Source organism: Ruegeria sp. R8_1 (genome assembly GCF_017743815.1).
In the GTDB taxonomy this organism is placed as follows: domain Bacteria; phylum Pseudomonadota; class Alphaproteobacteria; order Rhodobacterales; family Rhodobacteraceae; genus Ruegeria; species Ruegeria lacuscaerulensis_A.
Genome location: NZ_JAGHRL010000005.1, coordinates 345,114 through 369,748, shown reverse-complemented (window position 1 = coordinate 369,748; position 24,635 = coordinate 345,114). Strand labels below are relative to the sequence as shown.

Below are 24,635 nucleotides of genomic sequence, written 5' to 3'. Positions count from 1 at the left end.
GGAGAAAGACATGCTAGACGTCATCAACGTAAGTTACGACACTCAGATCCCCAACAATGTCGGCCTGAGTCAGGATCGCAAGGTTCTGAAAGCGCTTGAGAAATGGCATCCCGGCTATATCGACTGGTGGAACAAGCTGATCCCGCAGAATTTTCAGGACTCGATGGTTTACCTGCGGACCGCCGTCAGTGTTGACCCCAAAGGCTGGGCAAAGTTCGACTATGTGAAAATGCCGGAATACCGCTGGGGCGTTCTGCTGGCTCCGCAGGTTGAAGAGCGCATCATTCCAATGGGTGAGCATAAGGGCGAAAAAGCGTGGCAAGAGGTGCCGGGCGAATACCGCAACATGCTCAAACGTTTGATTGTCATTCAGGGCGATACCGAGCCGGGCTCGGTCGAACAGCAGCGGTTCTTGGGTCTGACCGCGCCATCGCTTTATGACATGCGGAACCTGTTTCAGGTCAACGTGGAAGAAGGCCGCCACCTGTGGGCGATGGTTTATCTGCTGCAGAAATACTTTGGCAAGGATGGCCGGGAAGAGGCGGATGATCTGCTGATCCGGTCCTCGGGCTCCGAAGAAGCCCCCCGTATGTTGGGCGCCTTCAACGAAGAAACACCCGATTGGCTGTCCTTCTTCATGTTCACTTATTTCACCGACCGCGACGGCAAGATGCAGCTGGAAAGCCTGGCGCAATCTGGGTTTGACCCGCTCAGCCGGACATGCCGCTTCATGCTGACCGAAGAGGCCCACCATATGTTCGTGGGCGAAACCGGTGTCAGCCGTATCGTGCAACGCACCTGCGAGGCGATGAACGAGGCCGGTTTGACCGACCCCTACGATATCGGCAAAGTCCGCGATCTGGGCGTGATCGACCTGCCGACGATCCAGAAAAAGCTGAACCTGCACTATTCGCTGTCGCTGGACCTGTTCGGACAGGAGGTTTCGACCAATGCCGCCAATGCCTTCAACGCGGGTATCAAGGGCCGGTATATGGAGAACCGCATTGACGATGACCACATGCTGCAAAGCGACACGTATGCGGTGAAATCCATCGTCGACGGTGCAATTGTGACGCAAGATGTGCCCGCGCTGACCGCGATCAACATGCGGTTGCGCGACGACTATGTCCGCGACGCCTCGGGCGGCGTCGGTCGCTGGAACAAGATCATTCAGAAAGCCGGGATCGAGTTCAATCTGGCCTTGCCGGATGAGGCATTCCACCGCCAGATTGGCGTCTTTGCTGCGATCAAGGCCAATCCCGAAGGCGATATCATCTCGGAAGCGGAATGGGCTGCGAATGTCGACAAATGGCTGCCGTCCAAGGAAGACGGGGCCTATATCCAGTCGCTGATGGTACCGTGCTATGAGCCCGGCAAATATGCGGGCTGGATTTCGGCCCCGAAGGTCGGGATCGACAACAAGCCCGGCGATTTCGAATATGTGAAACTGCACATGGCCTGATCTTGGACCTGATCGGAAGGGCAGCGGGAATCCTCTCTGCCCACCACTTTTGCCTGCCAACGCGGGAAGGATATGGATGATGCCAGCGGAACGCTCCGCACTTAGCGCAGACAAGGCCGAGATACAGCCCAATCACGCGGTGATCCGGGGGCGTTGTCTTGGCTGTGACACCTGCACCGGCATCTGCGCGGCACTTGTCGACGCCATGACCCTTCCCGCCCTTATCCAGCGACGGCATAAATCATGAATAAACCCATCAAACAGCACCTGATCGACCCGGAAATCTGTATCCGTTGTTACACGTGCGAGATGACTTGCCCCGAACAGGCCATCGAACATGACGACAACAACGTGGTTGTGAATGCGGATCTGTGCAACTTCTGCATGGATTGCATCCCGGTCTGCCCGACCGGTTCGATCGACGAATGGCGCGTCGTGACCGAGCCTTACAGCCTTGAGCAGCAATATGAGTGGGAGGAGTTGCCGGAACAGGAGGATCTGGGCTCGGACGACGCCGACACCGGGATTGAGGCGCTGGATGATGCGATGGCCGCGTTGCTGGCCGATGCCCATAAGGGTGCGGGGGGCAAGTCTAAAGCCCCGGCCACGGCCTCGAAACCCACGATCAACCTGTACAATTTGGGCAAACCTGTTCAAGCCATTGTGCAGGGCAATTACCGCCTGACCGAGGCGTCCTCGGACAGTGACGTGCGCCATATCATTCTGGATTTTCAGGGCCACCCGATGCCGGTTCTGGAAGGTCAGTCGATCGGGATCATCCCGCCCGGCACCACCGGCGAAGGGCAGCCGCATCTGCCACGGCTTTACTCCGTGTCCAGCCCGCGCGATGGCGAACGGCCCGGTTTCAACAATGTCTCACTGACCGTCAAACGCGAAGAGGGCGGCGTTTGCTCGAACTATGTCTGTGATCTGAAAAAGGGCGATACGGTCAATGTCACCGGCCCGTTCGGGTCGACTTTCCTGCTGCCCGATGATCCCGACGCACGTATCCTGATGATCTGTACCGGCACCGGCTCGGCCCCGATGCGCGCCTTTACGATGCGCCGTCAGCGCAAGGTGGGCACCATTCACGGTGGCATGACGATGTTCTTCGGGGCGAGAGCGCCCGACAGTTTGCCCTATTTTGGGCCGTTGCAGAAAGTACCCAAGACGCTGCTGGATCAGCATCTGGTGTTCAGCCGGCAAGAGGGCCAGGACAAGGAATATGTTCAGCATCGGATGCTGGCCAAACGGGACATCGTCGCCGATCTGCTGCAAGACCCCAACAGCTATGTTTATATCTGCGGCCTGCGGGATATGGAGGACGGGGTTGAGCAAGCCCTGACCGAAATCGCCTCGGGTGTTGGGCAGGACTGGACCGCGCTGCGGGATCAGATGCGTGATGCGGGTCGATACCACGTGGAGACCTATTGATGTCGGCCCGGCCAGCCTCGGCCTATCGACATGATATCCGGGTGACATGGGGTGATTGCGACCCGGCCCGCATCGCCTATACCGGACGCCTGCCGTGGTTCACGCTGGATGCGATCAACGCCTGGTGGGAAGAGCATCTGGGTCAGGGCTGGTATCAGCTGGAACTGGACCGCAATGTGGGCACGCCCTTCGTCCGGCTTGAAATGGATTTCAAAGCCCCGGTCACGCCCCGGCACACGCTGGCCTGTCACGTGTGGCCCAGCCGGTTGGGCACATCCTCCATCACGTTTCGCGTCGATGGCGAGCAGGATGGCCAACTGTGTTTTTCGGCCCAAACGGTCAGTGTCTTCATCGTGGCGGACGCGTTTGAAAAACGCCAACCGCCGCAGGATATCCAAGACCTATTGGCTCCGTTTTTGCATGACGCGGAGCAGACCGGGACATAACCGTTTTCCTTTTTGGTCCGGCGAACGTATTGTGCATTATTATACACATTTGGAAATGCGGAACATGGCGGAAATTACAACCTTCAGCGGGGTGTCGACCCAGATCGACACGGAATCCGAGATCGAACGCAGCATCTCGGCGCTGATGGTGCAGGTGGGCGAACGGGTCCGCAGCGCGCGTGAACGCAAGGGCATTTCTCGTCGGGTTCTGTCCGAAAGCTCGGGCGTGTCACAGCGCTATCTGGCGCAGCTTGAATCCGGGACGGGGAATATCTCGATCGGGTTGCTGCAACGTGTGGCGCATTCGTTGGATCACCGGATCGAGTGGTTTGTTGGCGCAGAAGATCCGTGGAATTCCACAAGCCTACGCGTGGCCGAGCTATTTTCCGCAGCTGATAGCGAAACACGTGATCAGGTGTTGCAGGCACTCTCGCCGGGCAGCGATCAGGGTGGACGGGCACAGCGCGTCTGTCTGATTGGCTTGCGCGGTGCGGGGAAATCGACGCTTGGTAAACTTGCGGCTGAACAACTGGATGCGCCGTTTTTGGAGCTGAACAAAGATATCGCCCTGCATGGCGGAATGCCGATTGACGAGATCCTCGCCCTTTACGGGCAGGAAGGCTATCGCAAGCTTGAGGCCGGATCGCTGGACCGCGTGATCGAAAACTATGACCGCGTGATCCTGGCCGTGGCCGGTGGCATCGTGTCCGAGCCTGAAACTCTTAACAAGTTGCTGTCCAGTTTCCATACGATCTGGCTGAAGGCCTCGCCGCAGGAGCATATGGACCGGGTGCGCGCGCAGGGTGATGAGCGGCCCATGGCGGGCAATTCCGACGCGATGGAGCAGCTGACCTCGATCCTGGCCAGCCGCGAAGTCCTATATGCACGTGCGCGGTTCATGCTGGACACGTCGGGTAGGGCGTTGGACCAGTCGCTGGATGAATTGGTGACGATGATCCGGACGCAAAAGCTGTTGGATGCGTGAGCCGGGCCTATATCCGCACATAAGTGAACTATAACGCAGAAGGAGCCGATGATGGCCGTGGATGTCTGGCGTCAGGGGGCCGTCGGTTTTGTCAGGCTGAACAACCCGCCTGTGAATGCCATCGGTCTCAGCGTTCGGCAGGGCCTGTGGGATGCGTTGGCTTGGGTTCAGGCACAGAAAGGTCTGTCGCGGGTGGTGCTGCATGGATCGCAGCGCGCATTTGCTGCGGGCGCGGATGCACGAGAGTTTGACGCGCCGCCGGTTGCGCCGCATTTGCCGGAGATTTTGAATGGGATCGAGGCCTCGGACGTGCCGTGGGTTGCGGCGATCACGGGGGTTGCGTTGGGCGGTGGGTGTGAACTGGCGCTGGCCTGCCGCTATCGGATCGCGGCGCCGGGTGTCCGGGTTGGCCTGCCCGAGGTAACGCTGGGCGTGGTGCCCGGCGCGGGCGGCACGCAACGCTTGCCGCGCCTGATCGGGATTGCGGCGTCGGTTGACTTGATTGCAACCGGCAAACCCGTTCCGGCTGAACAGGCCGAAGCCTTGGGGCTGGTGGACGGTATCGCAGAGGACCCGGTGGATGTTGCGCAGCATCTGGATGTTGGCACGCTGGAACTGTCTGTGTCGCCCGGATTGCAGGACCGGCCCGCCGCAGATGATACGGCGATTGCGGCCGCGCGCGCCGATGTCGCGCAGCGGATGCCCCACCAGATCGCGCCGCCACGGGCGATTGATCTGGTGGCCCTGTCCGCCACAACCACTTTGTCGGACGCAATGACCCAAGAACGCGCGGCGTTTCTGGACCTGCGGCAAGGCGCACAAGCCCGCGCCCTGCACCATATCTTCCTTACCGAACGCGCTGTGCGAGGGCAGGACGCCCCCAGCACTAGCCACATCGCAAATCGTATTCTCGCGCGGTACCACGAAGCGGCGGATACGGTGCTGATGGATGGCTCGACCCCGTGGGAGGTGGACGAGGCCATGGTCGAATTCGGCTTTAACATGGGTCCTTACGAAGCGCAGGACCTGACCGGTGTGGACATCGCTCTTGCTAATCGCCGCGAAAACGCTCCGCGCGAACCGCACCGCCGATATATTCCCATCGCGGACCGGATGCTCGAGCTGGGCAAGCTGGGCAAAAAGGTCGGCGCAGGCTGGTATCGATATCCCGGCGGGGGTGGGAAGGTTGACGACCCGATCGTGGCCGACCTGGCATTGGAGGAGGCACATTTCGCAGGGATCACCCGCTGTGACTATTCTGAGGAGGAGATCAGGGACAGGCTGCTATGTGCGATGATCAACGAAGCGGTTGGTCTGCTTGACGAAGGAATTGCCTTATCGGCTCGAAGTATTGATCTTGTTACCGTAAGAAGCTGTGGCTTCCCACGGTGGCGTGGTGGGTTGATGTTCTATGCAGATACGATCGGGGCTGAAACTATCTTGGCGCGTCTGGATACCTATGCGAACGAAGACAGTTTGGTTTGGGCACCCAGCCCTTCCCTGCGATATTGCGTAAAAAACAACGCCCGCCTGGCTGACCTGTTTCCGACCAAGTGACACTTAGAGACCCACAGTTAAACTTATCTGTTTAGAAAAGATCAGACGTTCGGGATTGCTGGAAGAAGAGTTCTCATGAACTGAGGAAGAGATGTCAAAACAGCGGCTTGAGCACGGAGTGGGCTTTCTGAATTCGCCAGTTCTGAGAGAAATAGGCCCGTCTTTCAGGTCGATCCCCAGACGCCGGAATTCACCACTTGTGCCGATGTTCTGTGCATTCGCATAGGAACATGGTGATACGCCCGGAAAGGTAATACGACGCGAGCGAATAGGCGTTACGAGGTCATCAACCAAACAGCGTTTTCTGGTTTGCTAAACACTGTATGAGATAGTCATATACTGTGCGAAAGGGATTTGAACTGTTCTGGCTGTTCATCTCCCGAACGAGGACTAAGATGGCGCCATGACCAAAGTCAGACCGCGCATTCCACATGATTATTTTCCGCCTTTTGGTGGGTTGAAGTCCTTCTACGAGGTTGCTTTGACCGGCAGCGCCGTCAAGGCAGCGGAACGCTTGCAAGTTTCGGCGTCGTCTATCAGCCACCAAGTCAAGTCGCTTGAATCCGAACTGGGGGTCCGGTTGGTCGAAAACCGCAAGGGACGTCTGTTTCTGACCGCGGATGGCGCACAGTTTTTTGATCAGATCAAAGGGCCGATGTCCGAGATACTGCGCGCGACCGAGGCCATCCGTTCGATGCCGGGACGCAAGCGGATATCTTTGACTCTGACGCCGTCTTTTGCAGCCGGCTGGCTGTTGCCGAGGCTTTCCGATCTTGAACGTAGCCACCCCGATCTTGAGGTCAATTTGGTCACCACAACACGTGTGGTTGATCTAGAGCGGGAAAATGTTGATCTGGCAATCCGGCGGGGAATGGGCGAGTGGCCTCAAACGGTTGTGACTCCGCTTATGCGTGAAGTCATCGTGCCCGTGATGTCGCCTGCGTTTGTTCAGACGATTAGGGGTATGGCCATGGAAGAAGTTTTGAAAACCCAGCGGGTTTTGGCAAATACGACCGTGGATGCAGAATGGGATTACTGGTGCCAGGCGCGGGGGTTTCAACCTCCGGCGGCCAATCAGCGGTACAGTCTTGAAACCTATGAATTGACGATTCAGGCGGCACAGGACGGTTTGGGTATTGCGTTGGGCCGCAGACCGCTGGTGGATTCTTTGCTTTCGGCTGGCGTTCTGTGCGCGCCTTTTGATCTGCCCGACGCCGATAATATCGGCTATTATGTCGCGCGGCCCGATGGTGCCATGCGGTCCGATGTCAAGCGGTTCCATGACTGGTTGCTGACGCAAAGGAATTGAATTTTTTTCAACTCTTGCTGAGGTTTTTGCAGTACAAACCTGTTCCTTCGCAACCTAGCTTCAAACTAAGGTTTGCAGGAGTTTGGCGATGGCCCAGCACAGTGACATTCAGCGCAACGGCCCCCTGTCGGGCATTAGGGTCATTGATCTGACCGCCGTTGTGTCCGGCCCCATGAGCACGATGATCCTTGCCGATCAGGGAGCCGATGTAATCAAGATCGAACGCGCCGACGGCGACTTTACCCGTCACGTGGCGACGCGCCGGGGGGGACATTCGGCCTCTTACCTGAACAATAACCGCAACAAACGCTCGGTGGTGGCCGATCTGAAAAATCCCGATGATATCGCCATGATCAAGACGCTGGTGCAGGACGCCGACGTGTTTATCCAGAATTTCCGCCCCGGTGTCGTGGATCGTCTTGGGCTTAGCTATGAAGTACTGAGCGCGCTGAACCCCCGGCTGGTCTATATGTCCATTTCCGGGTTCGGATTCGAAGGACCTTTGGCCAATAAGCCGGTCTATGACCCGCTGATACAGGCGTTATCGGCGCTGACCACGGTTCAGGCCGGATCGGACGAGGAGCGTCCGCGTCTGGTCCGCACGATCCTGCCCGACAAGCTGACTGCCGTTCAGGCCAGCCAAGCCGTGACCGCAGCGCTGTTCGCGCGCGAACGCACAGGAAAGGGCCAGAAGGTCACGCTGTCGATGCTGGACACGGTGGCGGCTTTCCTCTGGGCCTCAGACATGAACGGCCACACCTTTGTCGGCGATGAGATGGAGGTTGAGGTCAGCCAGTCTTTCCATGATCTGATCTACGAAGTGAAAGGCGGATACCTCAGTATTTCGATCATGCAGAACAAGCATTGGGAGGCTCTGGCCCATGCCACAGGTCGCCCTGATATCATCGACGACGAACGCTTTAAAACGACCGAGCTACGCGACATCAACCGGGACGCGCGGCTGGACTTGACGCAAGAGATCGTGCGTGACCTTGACCGTGACACGTTGTTGGCTGCACTGGAAGAGGCGGGTGTCCCCTGTGCCCCTGTCCTGACACGACGCGAGATGCGCCAACATCCGCAGCTCGAGGCCAATGGTATGTTCGTCGAATATGACCACCCGACCGCAGGTCGCCTGCGGCAGACCCGGCCGGCGGCGGTGTTTCACGGTACTCCGGCGACCGACTTGCGCCCCGCGCCGGAACTGGGCGAACACACTGCCGAGGTTCGCGCGAGCCTGACCCCAGACCCTCTGGCGGATGCATCATGATTGACTTCTATTACTCCCCCACACCGAACGGTTGGAAAGTTGCGATCATGCTGGCCGAAACTGGTTTGGATCATCGCACCATTCTTATGAACCTGCGCAGTGGCGACCAGTTCCAACCCGACTTTCTGGCGATCAGCCCAAACGCCAGGATGCCGGCCATTCTGGACCATGACGCAGACGGTGGCCCGCTGAGTGTTTTCGAAAGCGGCGCCATCATGTTGTACCTGGCAGATCGCAGCGGCCAATTCGGCCCCGAAACCCCACGCGAGCGGATCGCCTTTACCGAATGGCTGTTCTGGCAGGCAGCCAATCAGGGTCCGATGGGCGGTCAACTGAGCCACTTTGTGAACTATGCGCCGAAAGATCAGCCCTATTCCCACAAGCGATACAAGGGCGAGTTCGAACGGTCTCTGGCGGTCCTAGAGAACCGGCTTGAGGGGCGCGAGTATATGTTCGACCGCTATACGATCGTAGATATGATGTGTTTTCCGTGGGCCTTCATCGCGAAACCTTTGGGCGTTTCACTGGATGCTTTTCCAAACGTTGCCGCCTGGCGTCAACGGATCAAGGCACGCCCTGCCGTTCGTGATGCGATCAACCTGCACAAAAACGCTCAGTTCACGGGCAAAGCCACGGCACAGCAGAACGAAACCCTGTTCAACCAATCGGCCGCCCACCTGATGCCAACAAAAGAGAAATCCCAATAAAATCAGAACCACCAGCAAGGAGACACCAATGCCCAAGATCGAAGGAAGCTGCCTGTGCGGACAGGTCACCTATAGTTCCAGCGCCGATGAGCCTGCCATGATGGTCGTCTGCCATTGTCCGGATTGCCAGCGGCAAAGCGGCTCGGCCTATTCGACCAATGTGCTGGTGCCGACCGAGTCGATCGCATTCGAGGGTGACAGCCGCAGGACCTATGTGATGAACGGAGCATCCGGGCAGCCGGTGACCCGCAATTTCTGCGGCAATTGCGGCTCGCCCCTGTCGACCGAGATGCCGGCCTTTGGTGACCTTGCGGCGGTAAAGGCCGGGACGTTGCAGGACAGTTCATGGGTCAAGCCCTCGATCCAGATCTGGTGCAATTCTGCGCAACCCTGGGGCCCGGTTTCGGATGATATGGACAAAGCGCCCGCCAATCCGGGCTAAACGTCTGATTTGAAACCCCGGCCCGTGCCTGATGAGATCAGGCGCGGATCATACGTAAAACGAGCAGGACATTGCCTTATGAAAGTTGCCGCTGTTCAGGCCGCTCCGGTCTTTCTTGATCCACAGGCCAGTACGGACAAGCTGATCGCCCTGCTGCGGGATGCGGCATCCAATGGGGCCGAATTGGTTGTCTTCCCCGAGGTTTTTTTGTCCGGCTATCCCGTATGGCTGCGTGCCCAGACCGTGGCCCATAATGACGAGCTGCTGAAGATCGGGCATGTCGCCTATCTGAAGTCCGCGATTACGACCGACGGCTCCGAAATTGCTGCGATCTGTGCCGAGGCAACTGACCTTGGCGTTGCCGTCATGACCGGGATCGTTGAGCGGGCTGGTTCGGGCGGTTCGGTCTATGCCTCGTTGGTGACAATCCTGCCCGACAAGGGTGTGGTGAATGTGCATCGCAAGCTCAAGCCGACGTTTCACGAAAGGCTGCTATGGGCCGATGGGGATGGGCATGGTCTGGCCGTTCAGGATTGGAAAGGCATCCGGGTCGGCGGTTTGAATTGCTATGAAAACTGGCAGCCTCTGGCCCGGCAAGCGCTGTACCAGCAGGGAGAGCAGTTGCATATCGCAACATGGCCAGGTGATCTGGACGTAACCGACCACATCACACAGTTTATCGCGATGGAGGGGCGGGTTTATGTGGTTTCGGTCTCGGGTCTGCTGCGCAGTAGTGACATTCCTGACAGCTTCCCCTTGCGAAAACACGTAACCGAGGGGCGCGATGTCATCAACGACGGCGGTAGCATGATCGCGGCACCCGGTGGCAAATTGATTGCGGGTCCAGTCACGGGCGAAGAGATCACGCTCTATGCTGAGATCGATGTGGATCAGGTCTTCGCCGCACATCTGAAACTGGACCCGGCAGGGCATTACAGCCGTCGCGACATCCTTAGCCTCAACCACAGCAAACAGCGGTTGGACTAATGGCAGCGGTCAGGCGGAGCCGAAGGTTTCATAGTGAATTTGGCTTCCGTCTATTCCGGCAGCTTCTAGACCTGACTTCAGATCAGTCACGAATCCGGCGGGACCGCAAAGCATGTAAAGCGCATCCGCACCGGCATCGAGCGCCAGAACCTCTGCGGCCGTGACACGGCCTTCTGCGTCGAAATCGCGACCAACCAGATCGCCGCTGTCGGGTTGGCTGAAAAACACGCGTTTCCGTGCGCCGCGGGTCGCTGAGATCAGGTGGTCTGTTTCTTGGGACAGTGCATGGTGTTGACCGTTGCGTGCGCCATGCACGAACCATACCTGCCGTCCGGTATTCTGTTGCGCCAACCGATGCAGCATGGCCATCATTGGTGTCAAACCAACACCCACGCTGACCAGAACCAAAGGGCGCGTTGAATCAGGGATCAGAAAATCACCAGCCGGAGGGCGGGCTTCGATCGTGTCTCCTATTTTGATGCTGTCGTGTAAGAATTGCGATGCAGTCCCACCTGGCTCGCGCTTTACAGTGATCCGGTAAGTGTCTTCACCGGGTTTGCCCGACAGGGAATAAGACCGACGTATCTTTACATCATGCGCAGGTATTTCGAGGGCGATCGGCAAATGCTGCCCGGCTTGAAAGGGTGGCAGAGTATTGCCTTCGGCCGGAGCGAGGTGGAATGATGTGATCCCCTCGGCCTCGGATTTCTTGTCGACTACGGTCAGGTTTTGCGACGGGGCAGGGTCCGCTGACCAACGTAACGAAAGTGCCTCGGTCCGTTCGATCACCGCGTCGATCGTAACGTCGATCATGCGCAAAATGTTTGGATCACGCGCTTCTTCGGGCGCCCAGTCGATCTTGGCGCGCCCGGTCAGATGCAAAAGTCCACCGGTTGCGAAATCGACAAACAACAATCCGACACGAGGGTCCTGCAGCAGATTTCCAATCGTGTTGAAAAAGTTGTTCCCGGAATAATCCGGTATGCGCAACCGGGTTGGGCTGATCACGCGCACGAACCCCGGCTCGCCGCCTCTATGCGAAGCGTCGTACCCATCCGAGGCCGCCTTTTGCGGGGCGTGATGACCGGACCCCAGGAAAAGCGTGTCAGTGGCACGGATGCGAGCGATTTGGCCGGGGCTGAGATGGTCGGATTCTTGGGCCTCTGTGGGCACGGTTCGCGGGGCGCGCCACCAGTCGCGTTCATTGATGTACTGCGGGCAGTTTCCGAATGTTTGGCGAATGTCTATGACCAGCCCTTGGTCCGAACGTCGGGTCCGGCCGCTAAGACGGTTGCGGCGCCTTGTGGCCAGTTCGATCCCGACGACCCCAATATCGGTCCCTTGCTGCAGGCTGTGTGCCAGAGGATCCAGCGGGTCAACTTGTGTATCCAACGTCAGGCGCTCCGGATCAGGAGACCCGATGAACCCATCAGGCCCTTCGATGATTGTTGCCCAGACCTGACCGTCCGAGTCACCTGAGGCGACGACGAGAAACGGTTGCGCCTGATAGAACGTACGGTGCTGTTCGGGCATGAAGTCGCGTATATAGCGTGTTCCGATGGTGGCAATATTATCCGCGCCCGCGCGTTTTTGTGCGGCCAGTTCACCGGCATGGAATGGGGTATCTGCATCGACCATCGGTTCACTCCTTCTTTTTTCCCGACACTGGGAAACCTTGCCCGAAGCTCTTTACACTCAAGTTTCGGGCAGGTTTGGTTCAGGCCACGAGGCCCGCAGCGGTGGAGGGCATCGGCTCAAAGCCATCCAGGGCCTCGAAACGCGCGATCCAGGCCCGTACGTTCGGGTAAGGGTCAAGCGAGACATTCCCCTCGGGCGCGTGGGCGGTGTAGGAATAGGCAGCTACATCTGCAATTGTCGGGCGGTCGCCAACCAGCCAATCACGCCCCTCAAGGCCATTTTCTAGCTTTTTCATTGCCTTGGCTGCGGTGGCCGCGGCAAAATCAGCATCCAACGGAGCACCAAAGACTGTAATCAAACGTGCGGCACATGACCCGAACGCAATTTCACCTGCGGCAAGGGTCAACCATTTCTGGACAGCAGCTTCTCCGACTGGATCGCTGGGCATCCAGTCAGACGCATATTTCCGCGCAAGGTAGACCAGAATTGCGTTCGAATCCGATACGACGACATCGCCATCTTGTAAAACCGGCACTTGACCGTTTGGGTTCATGTCTAGAAATTCGGGTGTCTTGTGCTCTCCGGCAGCCAGATCAACAAAGACGGCCTCATGCGCAATTCCTGCGAGCTGGGCGAAGACCAAAGCACGATGCGCGTGACCTGATTTCGGGAAATGGTGGATACGAACTGCGTTGGACATCTGTTGGCTCCTGTCATTCATAAGCTGTGTCTGACGGACAGATAACTCTTGCGAAGTTGGATGATAATTGTCAGATTTTGCGAATAATTAGGCCCTGAAAGGGCGCAATAAAATGGACAAGATAGATCGAATGCGCGCATTCGCGCTGGTGGCGAAGAATGCCTCTTTCACGTTGGCGGCGCAGCGGATGGGGCGTTCATCTCGACTGGTCAGCAAATATGTTGCTGATCTGGAAGAGGCATTGGGTGTGCAGCTTTTGAACCGTACGACACGCAGCGTATCCCTGACAGATGCGGGAGCAACGTATCTGGCGATGTGTGAACCGCTGCTGGATGGGTTTGACGAACTTGAGGAAACAGTCCGAAACGCCCAGAAATCACTGCGCGGCGTAATCCGGATTTCGGCGCCGACCGGCTTTGGCTCGGTGCGGCTTGCGCCGTCTCTTGCGGCCTTCGCAACCCAGCACCCCGAGGTCGAGATTGACCTGAACCTGTCCGATCGCAGGGTGTCGATCGTTGATGAGGGTCTGGACCTTGCTATCCGGATTGGTCCGATGCGCGACAGTTCACTGAAAGTGCGTCAACTGGGGCAAATGCCTTTAATCGTATGCGCATCCCCCGCGTATCTGGGCCGCGCAGGCACGCCGACAGACCCGCGCGCCCTGGCGACACATGACTGCATTCTTGACGGTAACATGTCCGAGCCCGGGCTGTGGCGGTTCGATATCAAAGGCGAAGATGTGGCGGTTCCCGTTAGCGGACGGTTGCGCACCAACGCCCCCGCAGCTTCGGCGCGTCTTGCGATGGATGGTGTGGCGATCGCTCGATGTCCTGCTTACACAGTAGCTGAGGCTCTCAGGTCAGGTGCTTTGATCGAACTGTTTGCTACTTATCGTGTGGCACCTTATGTCGTCGCCGCTCTTTTCCCGCAAAATCGCCGTATGACGACCCGCGTCAGGCACCTGATCGACCACCTTGCAAACGACGACCTAATCACAAACGCAGGCGCGTGATCAGGCGGGGGGATTTGTCTAAGATCACCTCAGACAATGAATTTGCGGAACGTATTTGCCAAGGCTGCGTTGCTTGCCAGAAAAGAGCCTGACGAGAAGATGTCTTGATCCGGCCAAAGCGGCTGCACGACCCCTTTGGCCTCCTGTACCAACAGAATTCCCGAGGCAATGTCCCACGGACCCAGGTTCCGCTCCCAATATCCCTCAAGCCGCCCGGCTGCGACATAGGCAAGATCAAGGGCTGCCGCGCCGTTTCTGCGAATACCAGCACATTCTGGCATAAGTCGTTCAAGGTCCTGAAGGGCAGGTTCCAGATAGGTCACACGCCCCCCTGCAGGGACGCCAGTGGCAAACAAAGCTGCGGTCAGATCACTTTCGCCGCTGACCGATATCTGTCGCCCGTTCAAAAATGCGCCGCAGCTGCGTTCGGCTGTGAACATTTCGGCTTTCTGAGGATCGTAGATCAAGGCAGCCAGTACATCGTCGCCATCACATAACGCTATGGATATGGCCCAATGGGGAATACCTTTCAGGAAATTCGTCGTCCCGTCCAACGGATCCACCACCCATCGCAAAGCCGTCCCGATGCCCGCGCGCGTTCCAGTCTCTTCACCGAGCCAACCATACTTGGGGTAGATCGCAGTCAGGTGTCGATCGATTTCAGCTTCTGCCGCGCGATCTGCGTCGGATACGAAATCGCCTTTGGATTTTTGCTCGATGTTTAGCGCGTCACGAGTCTTGAAGGCTTGCTGCAACCCGGCCCCGGCGCGAAGCGCGGCCCGTGCCATCGCCTGCATGTGTTCAGACGCCTTGGGCGACAGCCAAAGAGCAACTTCCTGCGGCAACGTCATCTGTTGGAATACCGTATTCTATGGCAGAGGGTCGATGGGTCTTCCAGAATAGACCCGTAGTTCTCGGGAAGATCTTCGAATTCAGTTTCACCCGAAATCAAGGCGTCCAGAACTGGGTCTGCCAACAGGTCAATCGCCTTGGTTAGCCGCTTTTTGTAGTCCCAGCGCGCTTCCATATGTGCGGGGATACGACCGACTTGGCTGCTGATGATCCGCAACCGCCTTTGATGGAATCGGGCACCAAGCGGCACGGTCGTGAGGTGATCACCATACCAACTGGCCTCGATAATCGTTGCTTCGACACCGGCAGCGTTTATTGCTGTCGCCAATCCGCTTGAGGTGGCTGAGGTGTGGATGACCATGTCTGCGTCTTCGGGCACGTTTTCGGGGGTGGCAAATGCACAACCCAACTGTCCGGCAAGCGCGGCCTTGTCCGGGTTGATGTCCACTATGCAAACCTCGGTTCCGGGCGTTCTGGCGCACAGGTATCCGGTCAGCGCGCCGACAACACCGCCGCCAACAATGGTCACTCTGCTGCCTGCGCAAATGCCCGCGTCCCACATGATATTCAATGCCGTTTCCATATTGGCTGCCAACACGGCGCGGGCAGGCGGGACTGCTGGGTTGATCGAAATGGCTGCATGTGAGGGTATGCTGAACCGTGTCTGGTGGGGATAGAGCGCGAATACAGTCTCACCCTCACGCGGTCCGGATTGAACGGTGCCAACAGCCGAGTAGCCATATTTGACGGGGAAGGTGAAATCGCCTTGCTGAAACGGCGCACGCATAGTGTCATGTTCGCTGCGCGGTACCTGACCGTGAAACACAAGCCGTTCGGTGCCCCGGCTGATTCCCGAGAACAGGGTGGACACTTGTATATGGTCCGGGCCATCAAGGATGTCCGTTTCGCGTATTTCAGTGCTTGAGGCACTGGTTATCCAAAAAGCCTTTGGCGGCGGTTCAGAGTTGGTTGTCATCGTTCATTATTTAGTTTTCAGGTCACATGCGCTGCAGTACGGCAAGGTAAAGGGTAAGAGGCTCCAATTTCGTGCCGGGGTTCCAAGGTGCAGTCAAACAGCACATCCGTACCTAAGCCATAGACATCTGTCTTGGGTCGCAAAGCCTGCGCAAGGCTCGCAACCGGAGATGTGGTCAGCCCTTGTGGTCCCGCCCCGATCAACAGGGGTGCAACCGCGACATGCAGCCGGGTCAGTAACCCTGCTTCAAGAAACTGAGCAATCGTGATGCCGCCACCTTCGATCAAGACGCGGTTCAATCCGCGCTGACGCAAGGCGCCCAGGATTTGTGCCGGCGAAATCCAATGGGTGCGGGGCAACCTGACCACTTCGATATGGTCGGGACGCGGTGCATCTACCGATTGGATGACTATGCACCGGGCGTTCATGTCCTGCATCAGACCGATATCGTTTGGCATCCTCCCGTTTGGGTCAATGATCACGCGGACCGGATTTTGACCTTTGACGAGGCGAACGGTGAGGCGTGGGTTGTCATGCAGTGCAGTTTTAACGCCGATCACAACCGCATCCGACAAAGCCCGTAGACGGTGTAAATGTACCAGTCCTTCACGACCAGAGATGTCTTTGGCATCGCCCGAAACAGTTGCAATCCGTCCGTCCAGTGATTGCCCGATCTGCCCGATCACCTGACCCGAGGGGTTCGGCTGTGCTAACGCTCCATAGACAGAGATGGCCCGCTTTTCGCCTTCCGTCCAATCCGGATCGCACAAACAACCATGACCTGCTCGAACGGCAAGAATGCGGTCCCAAACCCTGGATGTTACGTCAACGTCGTGCATTGGTTTCTCCGCATTCTGTATAGAGTTGAGCGACTGTCATCGCGGTACCGATAAGTGGTCAGTGTGCCCAATCATCCCAAGCGTTTCCGCGACCACGCCCCGCCTGTCTTGCCCCCAATCGAGGGCGTGTTTCGCGCCCGCCTCGTGGGCTGCCTGCGCGATTCCGTCTAAAACTGCGTCATGCAGTTGGGTCTCTTGCGGCCCCAACCGCCACGGGCTTTGTGCGGAAGCAACTGTGTAGCCTACTATTTCGCTCAATTCTGCAAACCGTGACCCGGATAACGGCCCCAGCGCTGGTCCCAAACCTTTGTCGTTCGTCTGGTGCCGGTTGAACGCCCGAGTGACGACACAGTCACGTTCGTCGTTGGGCGTCCAGCTCATTTGACCATCGTAGTTCAGGGCCGTGTAAATTGGTATGCCCGCATCGGCTGCTCGGAGGAGCAGAGCATTGATCCAGCTTTCGGGCATAAGATCGAACAAGGCCGAAGCCGTGATCAGACCGACGCCCCCGAGCGGCAGATTTTTTACGTCACCGAGATTGCCGACGACGCATTCGGCTTCGGGATGGCGGTCATTTGCAATTCGCAACAGGGTCGCGTCGTTGTCGAAAAAGCGCCAACGCATCTTGCCGAACCCTGCTTGAACAAATGCCCGGGCCGTTGATCCGGTGCCACTGCCCAGATCCAGTACAATGGACCCATCTTGAACGCAGCTTGCGGCACTGGCGAGCAGTTTTGGATCGCGGGCCCGGTGATCGGCTGGTTCCCGAAGATCCAGCCAATCCGGTTCAAAGCTGGTTTCAGATGTCTGCTTCATACCACCCACGCGCCACATGGCTTTCGTGCAGCTGCACCCGAATGCGTTTGACACGCCCATTGTCGCCCAATCCGCTGGTTTTTGCGACCGCCTTGAGTTGATCCCAGATGTGGTAACACAGAAACTCGGTCGTGGTGATCTTGCCCTTGAACGCCGGGACTTCGTCCAGATTGGCGTAGCGCAGCGGGGCAAGCGTGTTGGCCAGAGCCTCGGTGGCCAAGCCGATATCAACGACCAGACCGTTTTCATCCAGATCTTCGGTGTAAAACGCGGCATCCACCACGAAGGTCGCGCCGTGCATCCCTTGCGCGGGGCCAAAAACAGGAGAGGGTAGGGAATGCGCGATCATTACATGGTCGCGGACTTCAACAGCAAACATAGGCAGTCCAGTTCATTTCGTGGGTCCAGAGGGGAAAGGCGGCGCAAGTGACTCGGCCACCCGTTTGATGACATCGGCGAAATGCCGGGTTGTGTCGTGCCAGCTCGGCAACCCTGCCGACTGTTCCAGTGAAGCATGCGCAGCTTTCGCCAACTTATCCGGGTCTTCCAGCAGGGTGCGCAATTCGGCTGCAAAGGCATCCGGTTGATCGGCGGGCACAAGACGCCCGGCATGGCCAACCGTTTCGGGGACCGCGCCGACTGCGCAGGAAACAACCGGCAGACCGTGCAGCATCGCCTCGCTCAGGACCATGCCGTAGCCTTCGTAACGGGTGGCCAGAGCGAACATACTTGCGCGTCGGTACGCATCCTCGATGGCGGCACCATCGACCTCGCCCCTTAGTTGGATACGATTAGCTAACTCAGCATTCGAGATCTGTGATCGCAATTCTGCCGTATAGTTTGGGTCTTGCGGGCGGCCGATAATTTCTGCCTGCCAAGGCAGGTCGGCAATTTGCGCCAAAGCAGAGACCAGGACGTCGTGGCCCTTGCGCGATGACAATAATCCAACGCTCAGGATCAGCGGTGGTGAAACAGGCGCCGAACCAGTCATGGGTCGCAGGAAGCCGGGGCTTGCCACAGTGATCCGATCAGGGGACACACCGAAATCGGCCCAAAGTGTCTGGCCGATGTGGGTGCTGGTCACGATGACATGGGCGACGTGTTCCAGCACTGCGGCCTCGTTGCGGATCAAATCCTGCGCGCGGGCGGGATCTGTTCCGGTTTCCAGCCCAAGCGGATGGTGGACAAGCGCGATCACAGGTGCGGCAATACTGGCGACACCTTCGGGCGGCATGGCGCCCAGAGCCAAACCGTCCACGATAACCGGGGTAGAGGCAGGAACGGCCCGCAGAGCATTCAGCGCAGCTTCCATGTCGTGCGCAGGTGCATTCGGAAAACTGCCGGGCAGTTCCAGATGCGCGGTTGGGCAGCCAATTTGGTTCAACAAATCCAATACGGTCGCATCATAGATGTAACCGCCGGTGCGCTGGTCTTTGTCTCCGGGTATCGCAAAAACGGCGCTCATGATGCGTTTTCCAAGGGATTTGTGTTCAACTCAGCTTCGGAGGGCATAAAAACAAAAGCAACCGCAGGAAGGGCGGCCAACAGCATCACAGCCCCATAGCAGATACCCATCGCGATCCCAGCTTCGGGCGATGCCCCCAGTATGGGAAAAAGCGCGGCGGCGGCGCCCTCTCTCCATCCCCAACCGGCGATCGACAAAGGCACCAGCATGGCGCACAGGACCAAGGGCAGAACTGTCACGCTTGCCTCAATCGACAGTTCCGTTCCAGTAGCACGGGCGCATGCATAGAGGCCGAAGATCAACAGAGCAGCGGCCGTCATGGCATGAGCCGAAATCTCTGGGCGGACCATCAGCACAAGGCAGAACTTCGTAAAACGGGCTGTCTTTTGAGCCGACGCCAGCCAGATCAACACTCCGAAAGTCAGGGCAATGCCAGCTCCCAGCATCCATCCTGTCCCGCTGGGCCATTCGATTCCACCCGGCCAGAACAGACTAACGGAAAGACCGGCAACCAGGACCGCAAAAAGGGCCACCTGACCCATAAGCCGCTCGGCCACGACGGATTGCGCTGCGCGTTTCAGGTCGCCATGCTGGCGTGTTCGGATTGCACGGCTGACATCGCCAACGACGCCACCGGGTAACAGGGAATTGGCGAGAAGGGCTAGATAATATTCCTTTAGCGCTGCGCGGTAAGTGATCTTCAGCTCCAATGCCCGCGCGATTAGCTGCCATCGCCGTGCCATTGATAGGGTGCTGCAATTCAGGGCAAGGATTGCTATCACAATCCAGAACGGCTGAGCTTCGCGCAGTCTTTCCCAGACCTCTCCGGCCGCGCTCCACCACAAGACGACGCCCAACAGCGCGAGTGATCCGAACAGGCGAAACAGGCGGCCGCTCATCTCGGTTCCCCCGCCAATTGCCCCGAAGATGTGAAGGCTGAGAGGAAATCATCGCGAAACGTATCCATCCGACGCACCGGGCCATCCGCGGCGGGCGCTAGACCGTCAGTCCACCCCCAGTGGTCAATCAAAGACAGCACATCAGTGGGGCCGATTACATGGATCGGGACATCGCGATTGTCACTGCCGGCCACAAAACCTGCGGCCTGATGATCTCCTGCGACAATAACCAGTGGTGCTTGCTCACCTAGTTTTGCCACATGCGAAAACACGGCTTTCAAGCTGTAGTCGACCGCGCGGCGATAGGCGTCCCGCACGTCATCGTGATCCTGCCATAACTCGCGCGCGGGGGGGCCTTGCTCGGCCATCGGTGTGAAAACGGTTCCATCGCCCAGGTCCTGATCCCTGATCATCTGCGGGATCGGTGTCCATGGCGCGTGGGAAGAGATCAGCGCAACTTGAATGAAATCAGGCCGTGGGTCGGGCGGTAGCAAATCCTGATAGGTCGCCAGAGTGAACTGATCAGGCATAGTCACCCAGCCAAAACGTTTTCCGCGATAAGGAATGTCCGCGGCTGCAAATATGTGATCGAACCCCATCACGGCGCTTTCGGGCCACGCCAGCGTAATCGCAGGCATTATCGCCGCCGTGCGATAGCCGGCATCCCGCGCATAGTGAAACAACCACTTTCGATTGCTGACCAGCATTGCGTTGTAGCGTCCGTTATCCGACGTCCAAAGGCCGGTCGACAAAGCACCATGTGCCAGCCAGCTTTCGCCACCTGCCGTGGGCGAGGTCAGCCAGCCGCTTTTGACGGACAGTCCGGCTTGCGTAAGGGCCGTCTCGGCGCTTTGCAGCGTCGGCAGGTGGGTATCGGAATACAGTGGATTATCAAAGCTCGCGCGGCCATAGCTTTCAATCCAGATCAGCAGAACATCGCGGCCCGAAAGCCTATCCAGCAAACCTTGCGCCTGGCGCATCGGATCTGCCCGCGCCTCGCGACGGAACACAGCCAGATCGTCAACGGTTGCCTGCATCTCGGTCCCACGCTTGAACACTAGCCGGGATGTCCACGCCGTGCCCGGAGGGCTTTGATCAAAACGCCAGTATTTAAGGTGATGCCCGGCGTCCGCCACGGCCCAGGATCCTGTGATCATTATGCCAAGCACCGCAGCCGTATTCGCCCAAACGGGGGGTGACAGAGACCCCCAGGCTTTCAACCCAAAACGCAGCAATACGAAATAGATGGCCACCAGCGCGCCACCTGTGACAGCCATCGCGATGGCCAAGGGCCTGCCGACACTGTCTTGCAACAAGCCAAAACCTGCCTCGATCAAAAATGTATCGACGATCGGATTGAAGGTGCGGTTATACGCGGTGAACGTGGCGTAGTCAGCGAGTTTCATCAGGCTGGCTGCGACCAAAAGGGCCGCCAGAATTGACGCCACCCCAGGGATCCTTCCAAACGCGATCATGAACAAAAGGATCACGGGCAATTCCAGCGGCCAGCGATTCACCGCAGACCAATTCATTGTGCCGGGATGGTTCGGCAGGACCAAAGCGCAAAAGACCAAAAGAGCGCCGAGGACAAGTGCGAAAGATAACCTCATGAGTTGCGGCTCAGCAGCCAACGGATATCTACGCCAAATGAGTAACTCAGTGCGATTGACGCACTGATGGAAATCGGCGCGATCAGAAAGGGTGGTGCCAGCGGGCAAATCAGGATCAAAAGTGCCGCGATTTGAACCACGCAGATGGTTTTGCGACGAAAGGATGGCCTAAGCTCTCCTTGCAATCGGGGTATTGCCCAACCGGCAATAACAAAGGCGTAGCGAGCAAAACCAAGAATCAGAACTTCGGCCTGTGTGGTTCCGGATAGCATCAGCCACAGCGCAAGCACGGCACCCAAGGCGGCATCGGTTTCCATGTCGAACCGCGCGCCAAAATCGGATTTCAGTCCAGAGCGTCGGGCCAGCCAGCCGTCTAGGCCGTCCATCGCAAATGCACTTGTTCCGATACAGAATATCACCCAGCCCGACACAGTGTCGGCGACAAAAAGCGTGCCGAAAAGGTACGCCACAAGGGCCGCGCGCAGCAAGGTTACGGTATTGCAAAGGCCCAGCACCCCGTGAGGGTACGAAGTTGCCAACCCCAGCCCTGCAAGGGCCGAGGCCACGAAGAACGCAAGCAGAACCCAAAACACGGTTGGCAGGGTTAACCATGCCAGGATTGTCAGCCCACACCCAATCAAACCTACCTGAAGCCAAAAGGAGGTCAGGGGCGACATCAGCCAGAGAGACTGGCGATCGGTTGTCACGCGCTGTGACGCTTGGGCTTTGGTTTGCGGTGTCATAATCTATTGTGATCTAGCGTAGATTTCCCTTTTGACTAATCTCTTAACAAATGCCGAGCGTCATTATTCAGGTGATCACGAAACCTTGACCGAAGCAATCAATGGTAAATGGTCTGACGCCATGCGCAGATTCGGCGTCGACATAGCCTGTGTATCAAAGACCGCATCAGGCCGATCGGTCATAATTCGGTCCAGAGGCAACAAAGGGCGGTGTGACGGAAAGGTCGCCCGCGCAGGTCCTGCAAGCTTTTGCCCAACAAGACGTCTGTGAAACATCAAACCACCCCACGGCCGCCATTCGTTCAAGTCACCCAGAAGAATTGTCTGCATCTTAGGGCGGCGCCGCAAATATTGCCCGATGATACGCATTTGTATGACGCGCAAGGGTTGGAACAGCGATAAATGCGTTGAGAGAATTCGCATATCGACGCCGTCTCGCAGGGTCTCGACCACGACCGCGCCGCGGTGGCAATGCCCCGGAAGATCGACAACATCGCGGTGGGTCACCTCAAGTAGCGGGTGAAGAAATAGAATAGTTCCCAGGAATCCGCCGCTTTGTGATCCCCATCGCATGGCCTGCTGATCATGCTGGTAAACCAAGCCGGTGTCGGCCTGTATGCGGCGCACGTCCAAAATTCGCGCATGTGGCCGGCACTCGCCATCTGCCTCCTGCAAGGCTAAAACGTCCAGCCGAAGAGGGGCCAGATCAGCAGCGATGGTTCGATGGATGCGATCAGGATCAACCCGCTTGTCCGCTCCCTTGGCGCGGTGAATGTTCCAAGTGGCACAAGTCAGACGGGTTAAGCGCATTTAGTTTACTTTGTCGGTGCAGGGCGCGGGCTATATGGTTTTATCACCACCTTTATGTAGTTCGACAATCGTCAAGGGACCAGCCATGCGCAATTTTGCTTTAAGCTTTCTGATCGCAACCTCTCCAATCGCAGCGGCCGCTGAAATGGCGAGCTACGAACTGGACCCTGAGCATACGACAGTGTTTTTTACCATAGAACACATTGGATATGCCGACACGCTGGGGATATTCGGCAATGTGCAGGGCATTTTCGACTATGACACCGAGACGCAGGAACTGGCGAATGTTCAAGTCGCGATCGACGCCAAAAGCGTCAACACCTTTAACAAGGCGCGTGACGGGCACGTTAAAAACAAGGATTTTCTGCATGTCTCGGAGTTCCCCGAAATCACCTTTGTCGCAGAGTCTGGTACAGCCGCCACGGACAATGCGGGCACAGTGACCGGAGACCTGACGATATTGGGTGTGACCCAGCCGGTGACACTGAACGTGACGTTGAACAAGGCTGAACCCTACCCGTTTGGGCACAAACGGTTTGTGCTTGGGCTTTCGATAGATGCCGCTATCAAACGCAGCGACTATGGCATGACCTACGCGGTCGAGAATGGCCTTGTGGGCGACCTTGTGAACATAAAAATCGAAACCGAAGCTATGCGGATTGAATGATGCGTTTCGTCCTGCACCAAGCTTAAAAACGGTCTCATTTTTTTGTGCGCGTTTGTGAACGGTGTATCCATTGCGCGCGTAGTCCATGTGCCTAATGTCCTGACCACAGCAAGCATCGCCGTTTGTCATGTTGCGGGCGGCTGCCAGCCAGTGAAAGGACATTTGATGAAATCGTTGGTAAAAGCCGCACTAGGGGCCGCCATAGTTGGCACCTCTTTAGGGACCGTTGTGAATGCTGGAGATATCCAGGCTGGTAGTGAAACGGCTGCGCAATGCGCCGCCTGCCACGGAAGTGCCGGTATCAGTACGGCCGACAACTTCCCAAACCTTGCCGGTCAAAAAGAAGGCTACATCAAAAAGCAGTTGATGGCGTTCAAAACCGAAAGCCGCAAGGATGATCTGATGAACGCCATCGCAGCGAACCTGTCCGATGCAGAGATCGATAATCTGGCCGCTTACTTCGCCAGCCTGCCCGGGGGCGAAGCTGGGGCGGTTGCCAGCAATGAAACGGGTCTTGACGGATCTTTGATGGCGTTCCCGAAGGATCATGAAACCACGTTCACCCGTTACCACCGCAAAGACTATGACGACCGTAAACAGGTTCGGTTCTTCAGCGGTAATGATTTGGCGCTCGAGGGGGTCAAGACCGGTCTGCCGTTCAAACCTGGTTCGTATTTCCTGGTCGAGATTTACGACGCTAAAAAAGACGCCGATGGTAATCTGCTCAAGGACGCTGAGGGTAAATTGATAGCTGGCGAGCGTAAGCTATTTACGGCAATGGAAAAGCGCGACGGTTGGGGGGATGATGTCCCTGAAATCTATAAGAATGACGATTGGCGTTATTCGGTCTTTGAAGTCGACGGCTCGAACAAGGCTGGTGTGAACGAAGCTCCGTGCATGGCCTGCCACAAGCCGCTGACCGAGGATGACTATGCGTTTACCGTTGACTGGGTCGAAGATTTCCACGCGTCACAAACGGCTGGCTATTCCCACAAGATCGTTGAGTAAC

At 57.5% G+C, this 24,635-nt stretch carries 26 protein-coding genes; 14 read left to right on the top strand and 12 right to left on the bottom strand.

Annotated features, from left to right (window positions below):
- The first annotated feature begins 10 nt into the window (after positions 1-10).
- The 11 genes from boxB (at position 11) to J7380_RS13815 (ending at position 10,599) form a co-directional block, all read left to right on the top strand.
- Positions 11-1,462: a benzoyl-CoA 2,3-epoxidase subunit BoxB gene (gene boxB / locus J7380_RS13865; RefSeq protein WP_209196359.1), complete on the top strand. Its 1,452-nt coding sequence runs from the start codon at positions 11-13 to the stop codon at positions 1,460-1,462.
- Positions 1,463-1,541: 79 nt separating this feature from the next.
- A complete protein-coding gene (locus J7380_RS13860) occupies positions 1,542-1,709 on the top strand; it encodes a hypothetical protein (protein ID WP_209196411.1) in 168 nt (55 codons plus the stop codon).
- Entirely contained in the window at positions 1,706-2,896 is a 1,191-nt protein-coding gene (gene boxA, locus J7380_RS13855; RefSeq protein WP_209196358.1) for a benzoyl-CoA 2,3-epoxidase subunit BoxA, read from the top strand. The genes J7380_RS13860 and boxA overlap by 4 nt, the downstream gene beginning before the upstream one ends.
- Positions 2,896-3,342 carry an acyl-CoA thioesterase gene (locus J7380_RS13850; RefSeq protein WP_209196357.1) on the top strand — a complete coding sequence of 149 codons (447 nt, stop codon included), beginning with the start codon at positions 2,896-2,898 and terminating at the stop codon, positions 3,340-3,342. Before boxA ends, J7380_RS13850 begins: the two co-directional genes overlap by 1 nt.
- A 64-nt stretch (positions 3,343-3,406) precedes the next feature.
- Positions 3,407-4,327, top strand: a complete 921-nt coding sequence (locus tag J7380_RS13845) for a helix-turn-helix transcriptional regulator (protein ID WP_209196356.1) — start codon at positions 3,407-3,409, stop codon at positions 4,325-4,327.
- A gap of 51 nt (positions 4,328-4,378) precedes the next feature.
- Positions 4,379-5,884 carry an enoyl-CoA hydratase-related protein gene (locus tag J7380_RS13840; protein WP_209196355.1) on the top strand — a complete coding sequence of 502 codons (1,506 nt, stop codon included), beginning with the start codon at positions 4,379-4,381 and terminating at the stop codon, positions 5,882-5,884.
- Between the two features lie 403 nt (positions 5,885-6,287).
- Positions 6,288-7,193 (top strand): LysR substrate-binding domain-containing protein, encoded by a 906-nt coding sequence (locus J7380_RS13835; protein WP_209196354.1) that lies wholly within the window; start codon positions 6,288-6,290, stop codon positions 7,191-7,193.
- Between the two features lie 88 nt (positions 7,194-7,281).
- Complete coding sequence (locus tag J7380_RS13830) at positions 7,282-8,463, top strand: CoA transferase (RefSeq protein ID WP_209196353.1); 1,182 nt, start codon at positions 7,282-7,284, stop codon at positions 8,461-8,463.
- Positions 8,460-9,170 carry a glutathione S-transferase C-terminal domain-containing protein gene (locus tag J7380_RS13825; protein ID WP_209196352.1) on the top strand — a complete coding sequence of 237 codons (711 nt, stop codon included), beginning with the start codon at positions 8,460-8,462 and terminating at the stop codon, positions 9,168-9,170. Before J7380_RS13830 ends, J7380_RS13825 begins: the two co-directional genes overlap by 4 nt.
- A 28-nt stretch (positions 9,171-9,198) precedes the next feature.
- Positions 9,199-9,612 carry a GFA family protein gene (locus tag J7380_RS13820; protein ID WP_209196351.1) on the top strand — a complete coding sequence of 138 codons (414 nt, stop codon included), beginning with the start codon at positions 9,199-9,201 and terminating at the stop codon, positions 9,610-9,612.
- A 78-nt stretch (positions 9,613-9,690) separates the two neighbouring features.
- Positions 9,691-10,599 carry a carbon-nitrogen hydrolase family protein gene (locus J7380_RS13815; protein ID WP_209196350.1) on the top strand — a complete coding sequence of 303 codons (909 nt, stop codon included), beginning with the start codon at positions 9,691-9,693 and terminating at the stop codon, positions 10,597-10,599.
- A gap of 9 nt (positions 10,600-10,608) precedes the next feature.
- Here J7380_RS13815 and J7380_RS13810 read toward each other — a convergent pair whose 3' ends face one another.
- Complete coding sequence (locus J7380_RS13810; RefSeq protein WP_209196349.1) at positions 10,609-12,237, bottom strand: pyridoxamine 5'-phosphate oxidase family protein; 1,629 nt, start codon at positions 12,235-12,237, stop codon at positions 10,609-10,611.
- 79 nt (positions 12,238-12,316) lie between these two features.
- Positions 12,317-12,937, bottom strand: a complete 621-nt coding sequence (locus tag J7380_RS13805; protein ID WP_209196348.1) for a glutathione S-transferase — start codon at positions 12,935-12,937, stop codon at positions 12,317-12,319.
- 112 nt (positions 12,938-13,049) lie between these two features.
- On the opposite strand from J7380_RS13805, the gene J7380_RS13800 reads away from it, so the two are divergent.
- The gene (locus tag J7380_RS13800; RefSeq protein WP_209196347.1) at positions 13,050-13,949 is read left to right on the top strand and encodes a LysR family transcriptional regulator; all 900 of its coding nucleotides are present in this window, start codon (positions 13,050-13,052) and stop codon (positions 13,947-13,949) included.
- 29 nt (positions 13,950-13,978) lie between these two features.
- Here the strand turns inward: J7380_RS13800 and J7380_RS13795 are convergent, their stop codons facing one another.
- From J7380_RS13795 to J7380_RS13750, 10 genes are all read right to left on the bottom strand, one after another.
- Positions 13,979-14,800, bottom strand: a complete 822-nt coding sequence (locus J7380_RS13795; protein WP_209196346.1) for an inositol monophosphatase family protein — start codon at positions 14,798-14,800, stop codon at positions 13,979-13,981.
- On the bottom strand, positions 14,797-15,672 hold the full coding sequence (locus tag J7380_RS13790; protein ID WP_348539107.1) for a zinc-binding alcohol dehydrogenase: 876 nt from the start codon (positions 15,670-15,672) through the stop codon (positions 14,797-14,799). Before J7380_RS13790 ends, J7380_RS13795 begins: the two co-directional genes overlap by 4 nt.
- Positions 15,673-15,794: 122 nt before the next feature.
- Positions 15,795-16,616, bottom strand: coding sequence for a RibD family protein (locus J7380_RS13785; protein WP_209196344.1), 822 nt, complete (start codon positions 16,614-16,616; stop codon positions 15,795-15,797).
- 36 nt (positions 16,617-16,652) lie between these two features.
- Positions 16,653-17,432 carry a class I SAM-dependent methyltransferase gene (locus J7380_RS13780; protein WP_209196343.1) on the bottom strand — a complete coding sequence of 260 codons (780 nt, stop codon included), beginning with the start codon at positions 17,430-17,432 and terminating at the stop codon, positions 16,653-16,655.
- Positions 17,416-17,811 carry a 6-carboxytetrahydropterin synthase gene (locus J7380_RS13775; RefSeq protein ID WP_170355212.1) on the bottom strand — a complete coding sequence of 132 codons (396 nt, stop codon included), beginning with the start codon at positions 17,809-17,811 and terminating at the stop codon, positions 17,416-17,418. The genes J7380_RS13780 and J7380_RS13775 overlap by 17 nt, the downstream gene beginning before the upstream one ends.
- A gap of 12 nt (positions 17,812-17,823) precedes the next feature.
- Positions 17,824-18,897: a glycosyltransferase family 4 protein gene (locus J7380_RS13770; protein ID WP_247742562.1), complete on the bottom strand. Its 1,074-nt coding sequence runs from the start codon at positions 18,895-18,897 to the stop codon at positions 17,824-17,826.
- Positions 18,894-19,796, bottom strand: coding sequence for a lysylphosphatidylglycerol synthase transmembrane domain-containing protein (locus J7380_RS13765; RefSeq protein ID WP_209196342.1), 903 nt, complete (start codon positions 19,794-19,796; stop codon positions 18,894-18,896). Before J7380_RS13765 ends, J7380_RS13770 begins: the two co-directional genes overlap by 4 nt.
- Complete coding sequence (locus J7380_RS13760) at positions 19,793-21,244, bottom strand: sulfatase-like hydrolase/transferase (protein WP_348539106.1); 1,452 nt, start codon at positions 21,242-21,244, stop codon at positions 19,793-19,795. Before J7380_RS13760 ends, J7380_RS13765 begins: the two co-directional genes overlap by 4 nt.
- Positions 21,245-21,402: 158 nt before the next feature.
- Positions 21,403-22,149 (bottom strand): CDP-alcohol phosphatidyltransferase family protein, encoded by a 747-nt coding sequence (locus tag J7380_RS13755; RefSeq protein WP_247742561.1) that lies wholly within the window; start codon positions 22,147-22,149, stop codon positions 21,403-21,405.
- Between the two features lie 75 nt (positions 22,150-22,224).
- Positions 22,225-22,959: an endonuclease/exonuclease/phosphatase family protein gene (locus J7380_RS13750; protein ID WP_209196340.1), complete on the bottom strand. Its 735-nt coding sequence runs from the start codon at positions 22,957-22,959 to the stop codon at positions 22,225-22,227.
- An 85-nt stretch (positions 22,960-23,044) separates the two neighbouring features.
- On the opposite strand from J7380_RS13750, the gene J7380_RS13745 reads away from it, so the two are divergent.
- Positions 23,045-23,626, top strand: coding sequence for a YceI family protein (locus J7380_RS13745; RefSeq protein WP_209196339.1), 582 nt, complete (start codon positions 23,045-23,047; stop codon positions 23,624-23,626).
- Between the two features lie 165 nt (positions 23,627-23,791).
- Positions 23,792-24,634 (top strand): cytochrome P460 family protein, encoded by an 843-nt coding sequence (locus tag J7380_RS13740; protein ID WP_209196338.1) that lies wholly within the window; start codon positions 23,792-23,794, stop codon positions 24,632-24,634.
- Position 24,635 lies beyond the last annotated feature (1 nt).

Excerpts from the sequence above, each read along its gene's own strand:
- J7380_RS13810 (WP_209196349.1), bottom strand. The coding sequence starts at position 12,237 with ATGGTCGATGCAGATACCCCATTCCATGCCGGTGAACTGGCCGCACAA.
- J7380_RS13765 (WP_209196342.1), bottom strand. The coding sequence starts at position 19,796 with ATGAGCGGCCGCCTGTTTCGCCTGTTCGGATCACTCGCGCTGTTGGGC.
- J7380_RS13850 (WP_209196357.1), top strand. The coding sequence starts at position 2,896 with ATGTCGGCCCGGCCAGCCTCGGCCTATCGACATGATATCCGGGTGACA.
- J7380_RS13795 (WP_209196346.1), bottom strand. The coding sequence starts at position 14,800 with ATGACGTTGCCGCAGGAAGTTGCTCTTTGGCTGTCGCCCAAGGCGTCT.
- J7380_RS13785 (WP_209196344.1), bottom strand. The coding sequence starts at position 16,616 with ATGCACGACGTTGACGTAACATCCAGGGTTTGGGACCGCATTCTTGCC.
- J7380_RS13820 (WP_209196351.1), top strand. The coding sequence starts at position 9,199 with ATGCCCAAGATCGAAGGAAGCTGCCTGTGCGGACAGGTCACCTATAGT.
- J7380_RS13750 (WP_209196340.1), bottom strand. The coding sequence starts at position 22,959 with ATGCGCTTAACCCGTCTGACTTGTGCCACTTGGAACATTCACCGCGCC.
- J7380_RS13745 (WP_209196339.1), top strand. The coding sequence starts at position 23,045 with ATGCGCAATTTTGCTTTAAGCTTTCTGATCGCAACCTCTCCAATCGCA.
- J7380_RS13815 (WP_209196350.1), top strand. The coding sequence starts at position 9,691 with ATGAAAGTTGCCGCTGTTCAGGCCGCTCCGGTCTTTCTTGATCCACAG.
- J7380_RS13775 (WP_170355212.1), bottom strand. The coding sequence starts at position 17,811 with ATGTTTGCTGTTGAAGTCCGCGACCATGTAATGATCGCGCATTCCCTA.
- J7380_RS13755 (WP_247742561.1), bottom strand. The coding sequence starts at position 22,149 with ATGACACCGCAAACCAAAGCCCAAGCGTCACAGCGCGTGACAACCGAT.
- J7380_RS13740 (WP_209196338.1), top strand. The coding sequence starts at position 23,792 with ATGAAATCGTTGGTAAAAGCCGCACTAGGGGCCGCCATAGTTGGCACC.
- J7380_RS13830 (WP_209196353.1), top strand. The coding sequence starts at position 7,282 with ATGGCCCAGCACAGTGACATTCAGCGCAACGGCCCCCTGTCGGGCATT.
- J7380_RS13835 (WP_209196354.1), top strand. The coding sequence starts at position 6,288 with ATGACCAAAGTCAGACCGCGCATTCCACATGATTATTTTCCGCCTTTT.
- boxB (WP_209196359.1), top strand. The coding sequence starts at position 11 with ATGCTAGACGTCATCAACGTAAGTTACGACACTCAGATCCCCAACAAT.
- J7380_RS13770 (WP_247742562.1), bottom strand. The coding sequence starts at position 18,897 with ATGAGCGCCGTTTTTGCGATACCCGGAGACAAAGACCAGCGCACCGGC.
- J7380_RS13845 (WP_209196356.1), top strand. The coding sequence starts at position 3,407 with ATGGCGGAAATTACAACCTTCAGCGGGGTGTCGACCCAGATCGACACG.
- boxA (WP_209196358.1), top strand. The coding sequence starts at position 1,706 with ATGAATAAACCCATCAAACAGCACCTGATCGACCCGGAAATCTGTATC.
- J7380_RS13800 (WP_209196347.1), top strand. The coding sequence starts at position 13,050 with ATGGACAAGATAGATCGAATGCGCGCATTCGCGCTGGTGGCGAAGAAT.
- J7380_RS13780 (WP_209196343.1), bottom strand. The coding sequence starts at position 17,432 with ATGAAGCAGACATCTGAAACCAGCTTTGAACCGGATTGGCTGGATCTT.
- J7380_RS13840 (WP_209196355.1), top strand. The coding sequence starts at position 4,379 with ATGGCCGTGGATGTCTGGCGTCAGGGGGCCGTCGGTTTTGTCAGGCTG.
- J7380_RS13805 (WP_209196348.1), bottom strand. The coding sequence starts at position 12,937 with ATGTCCAACGCAGTTCGTATCCACCATTTCCCGAAATCAGGTCACGCG.
- J7380_RS13860 (WP_209196411.1), top strand. The coding sequence starts at position 1,542 with ATGCCAGCGGAACGCTCCGCACTTAGCGCAGACAAGGCCGAGATACAG.
- J7380_RS13825 (WP_209196352.1), top strand. The coding sequence starts at position 8,460 with ATGATTGACTTCTATTACTCCCCCACACCGAACGGTTGGAAAGTTGCG.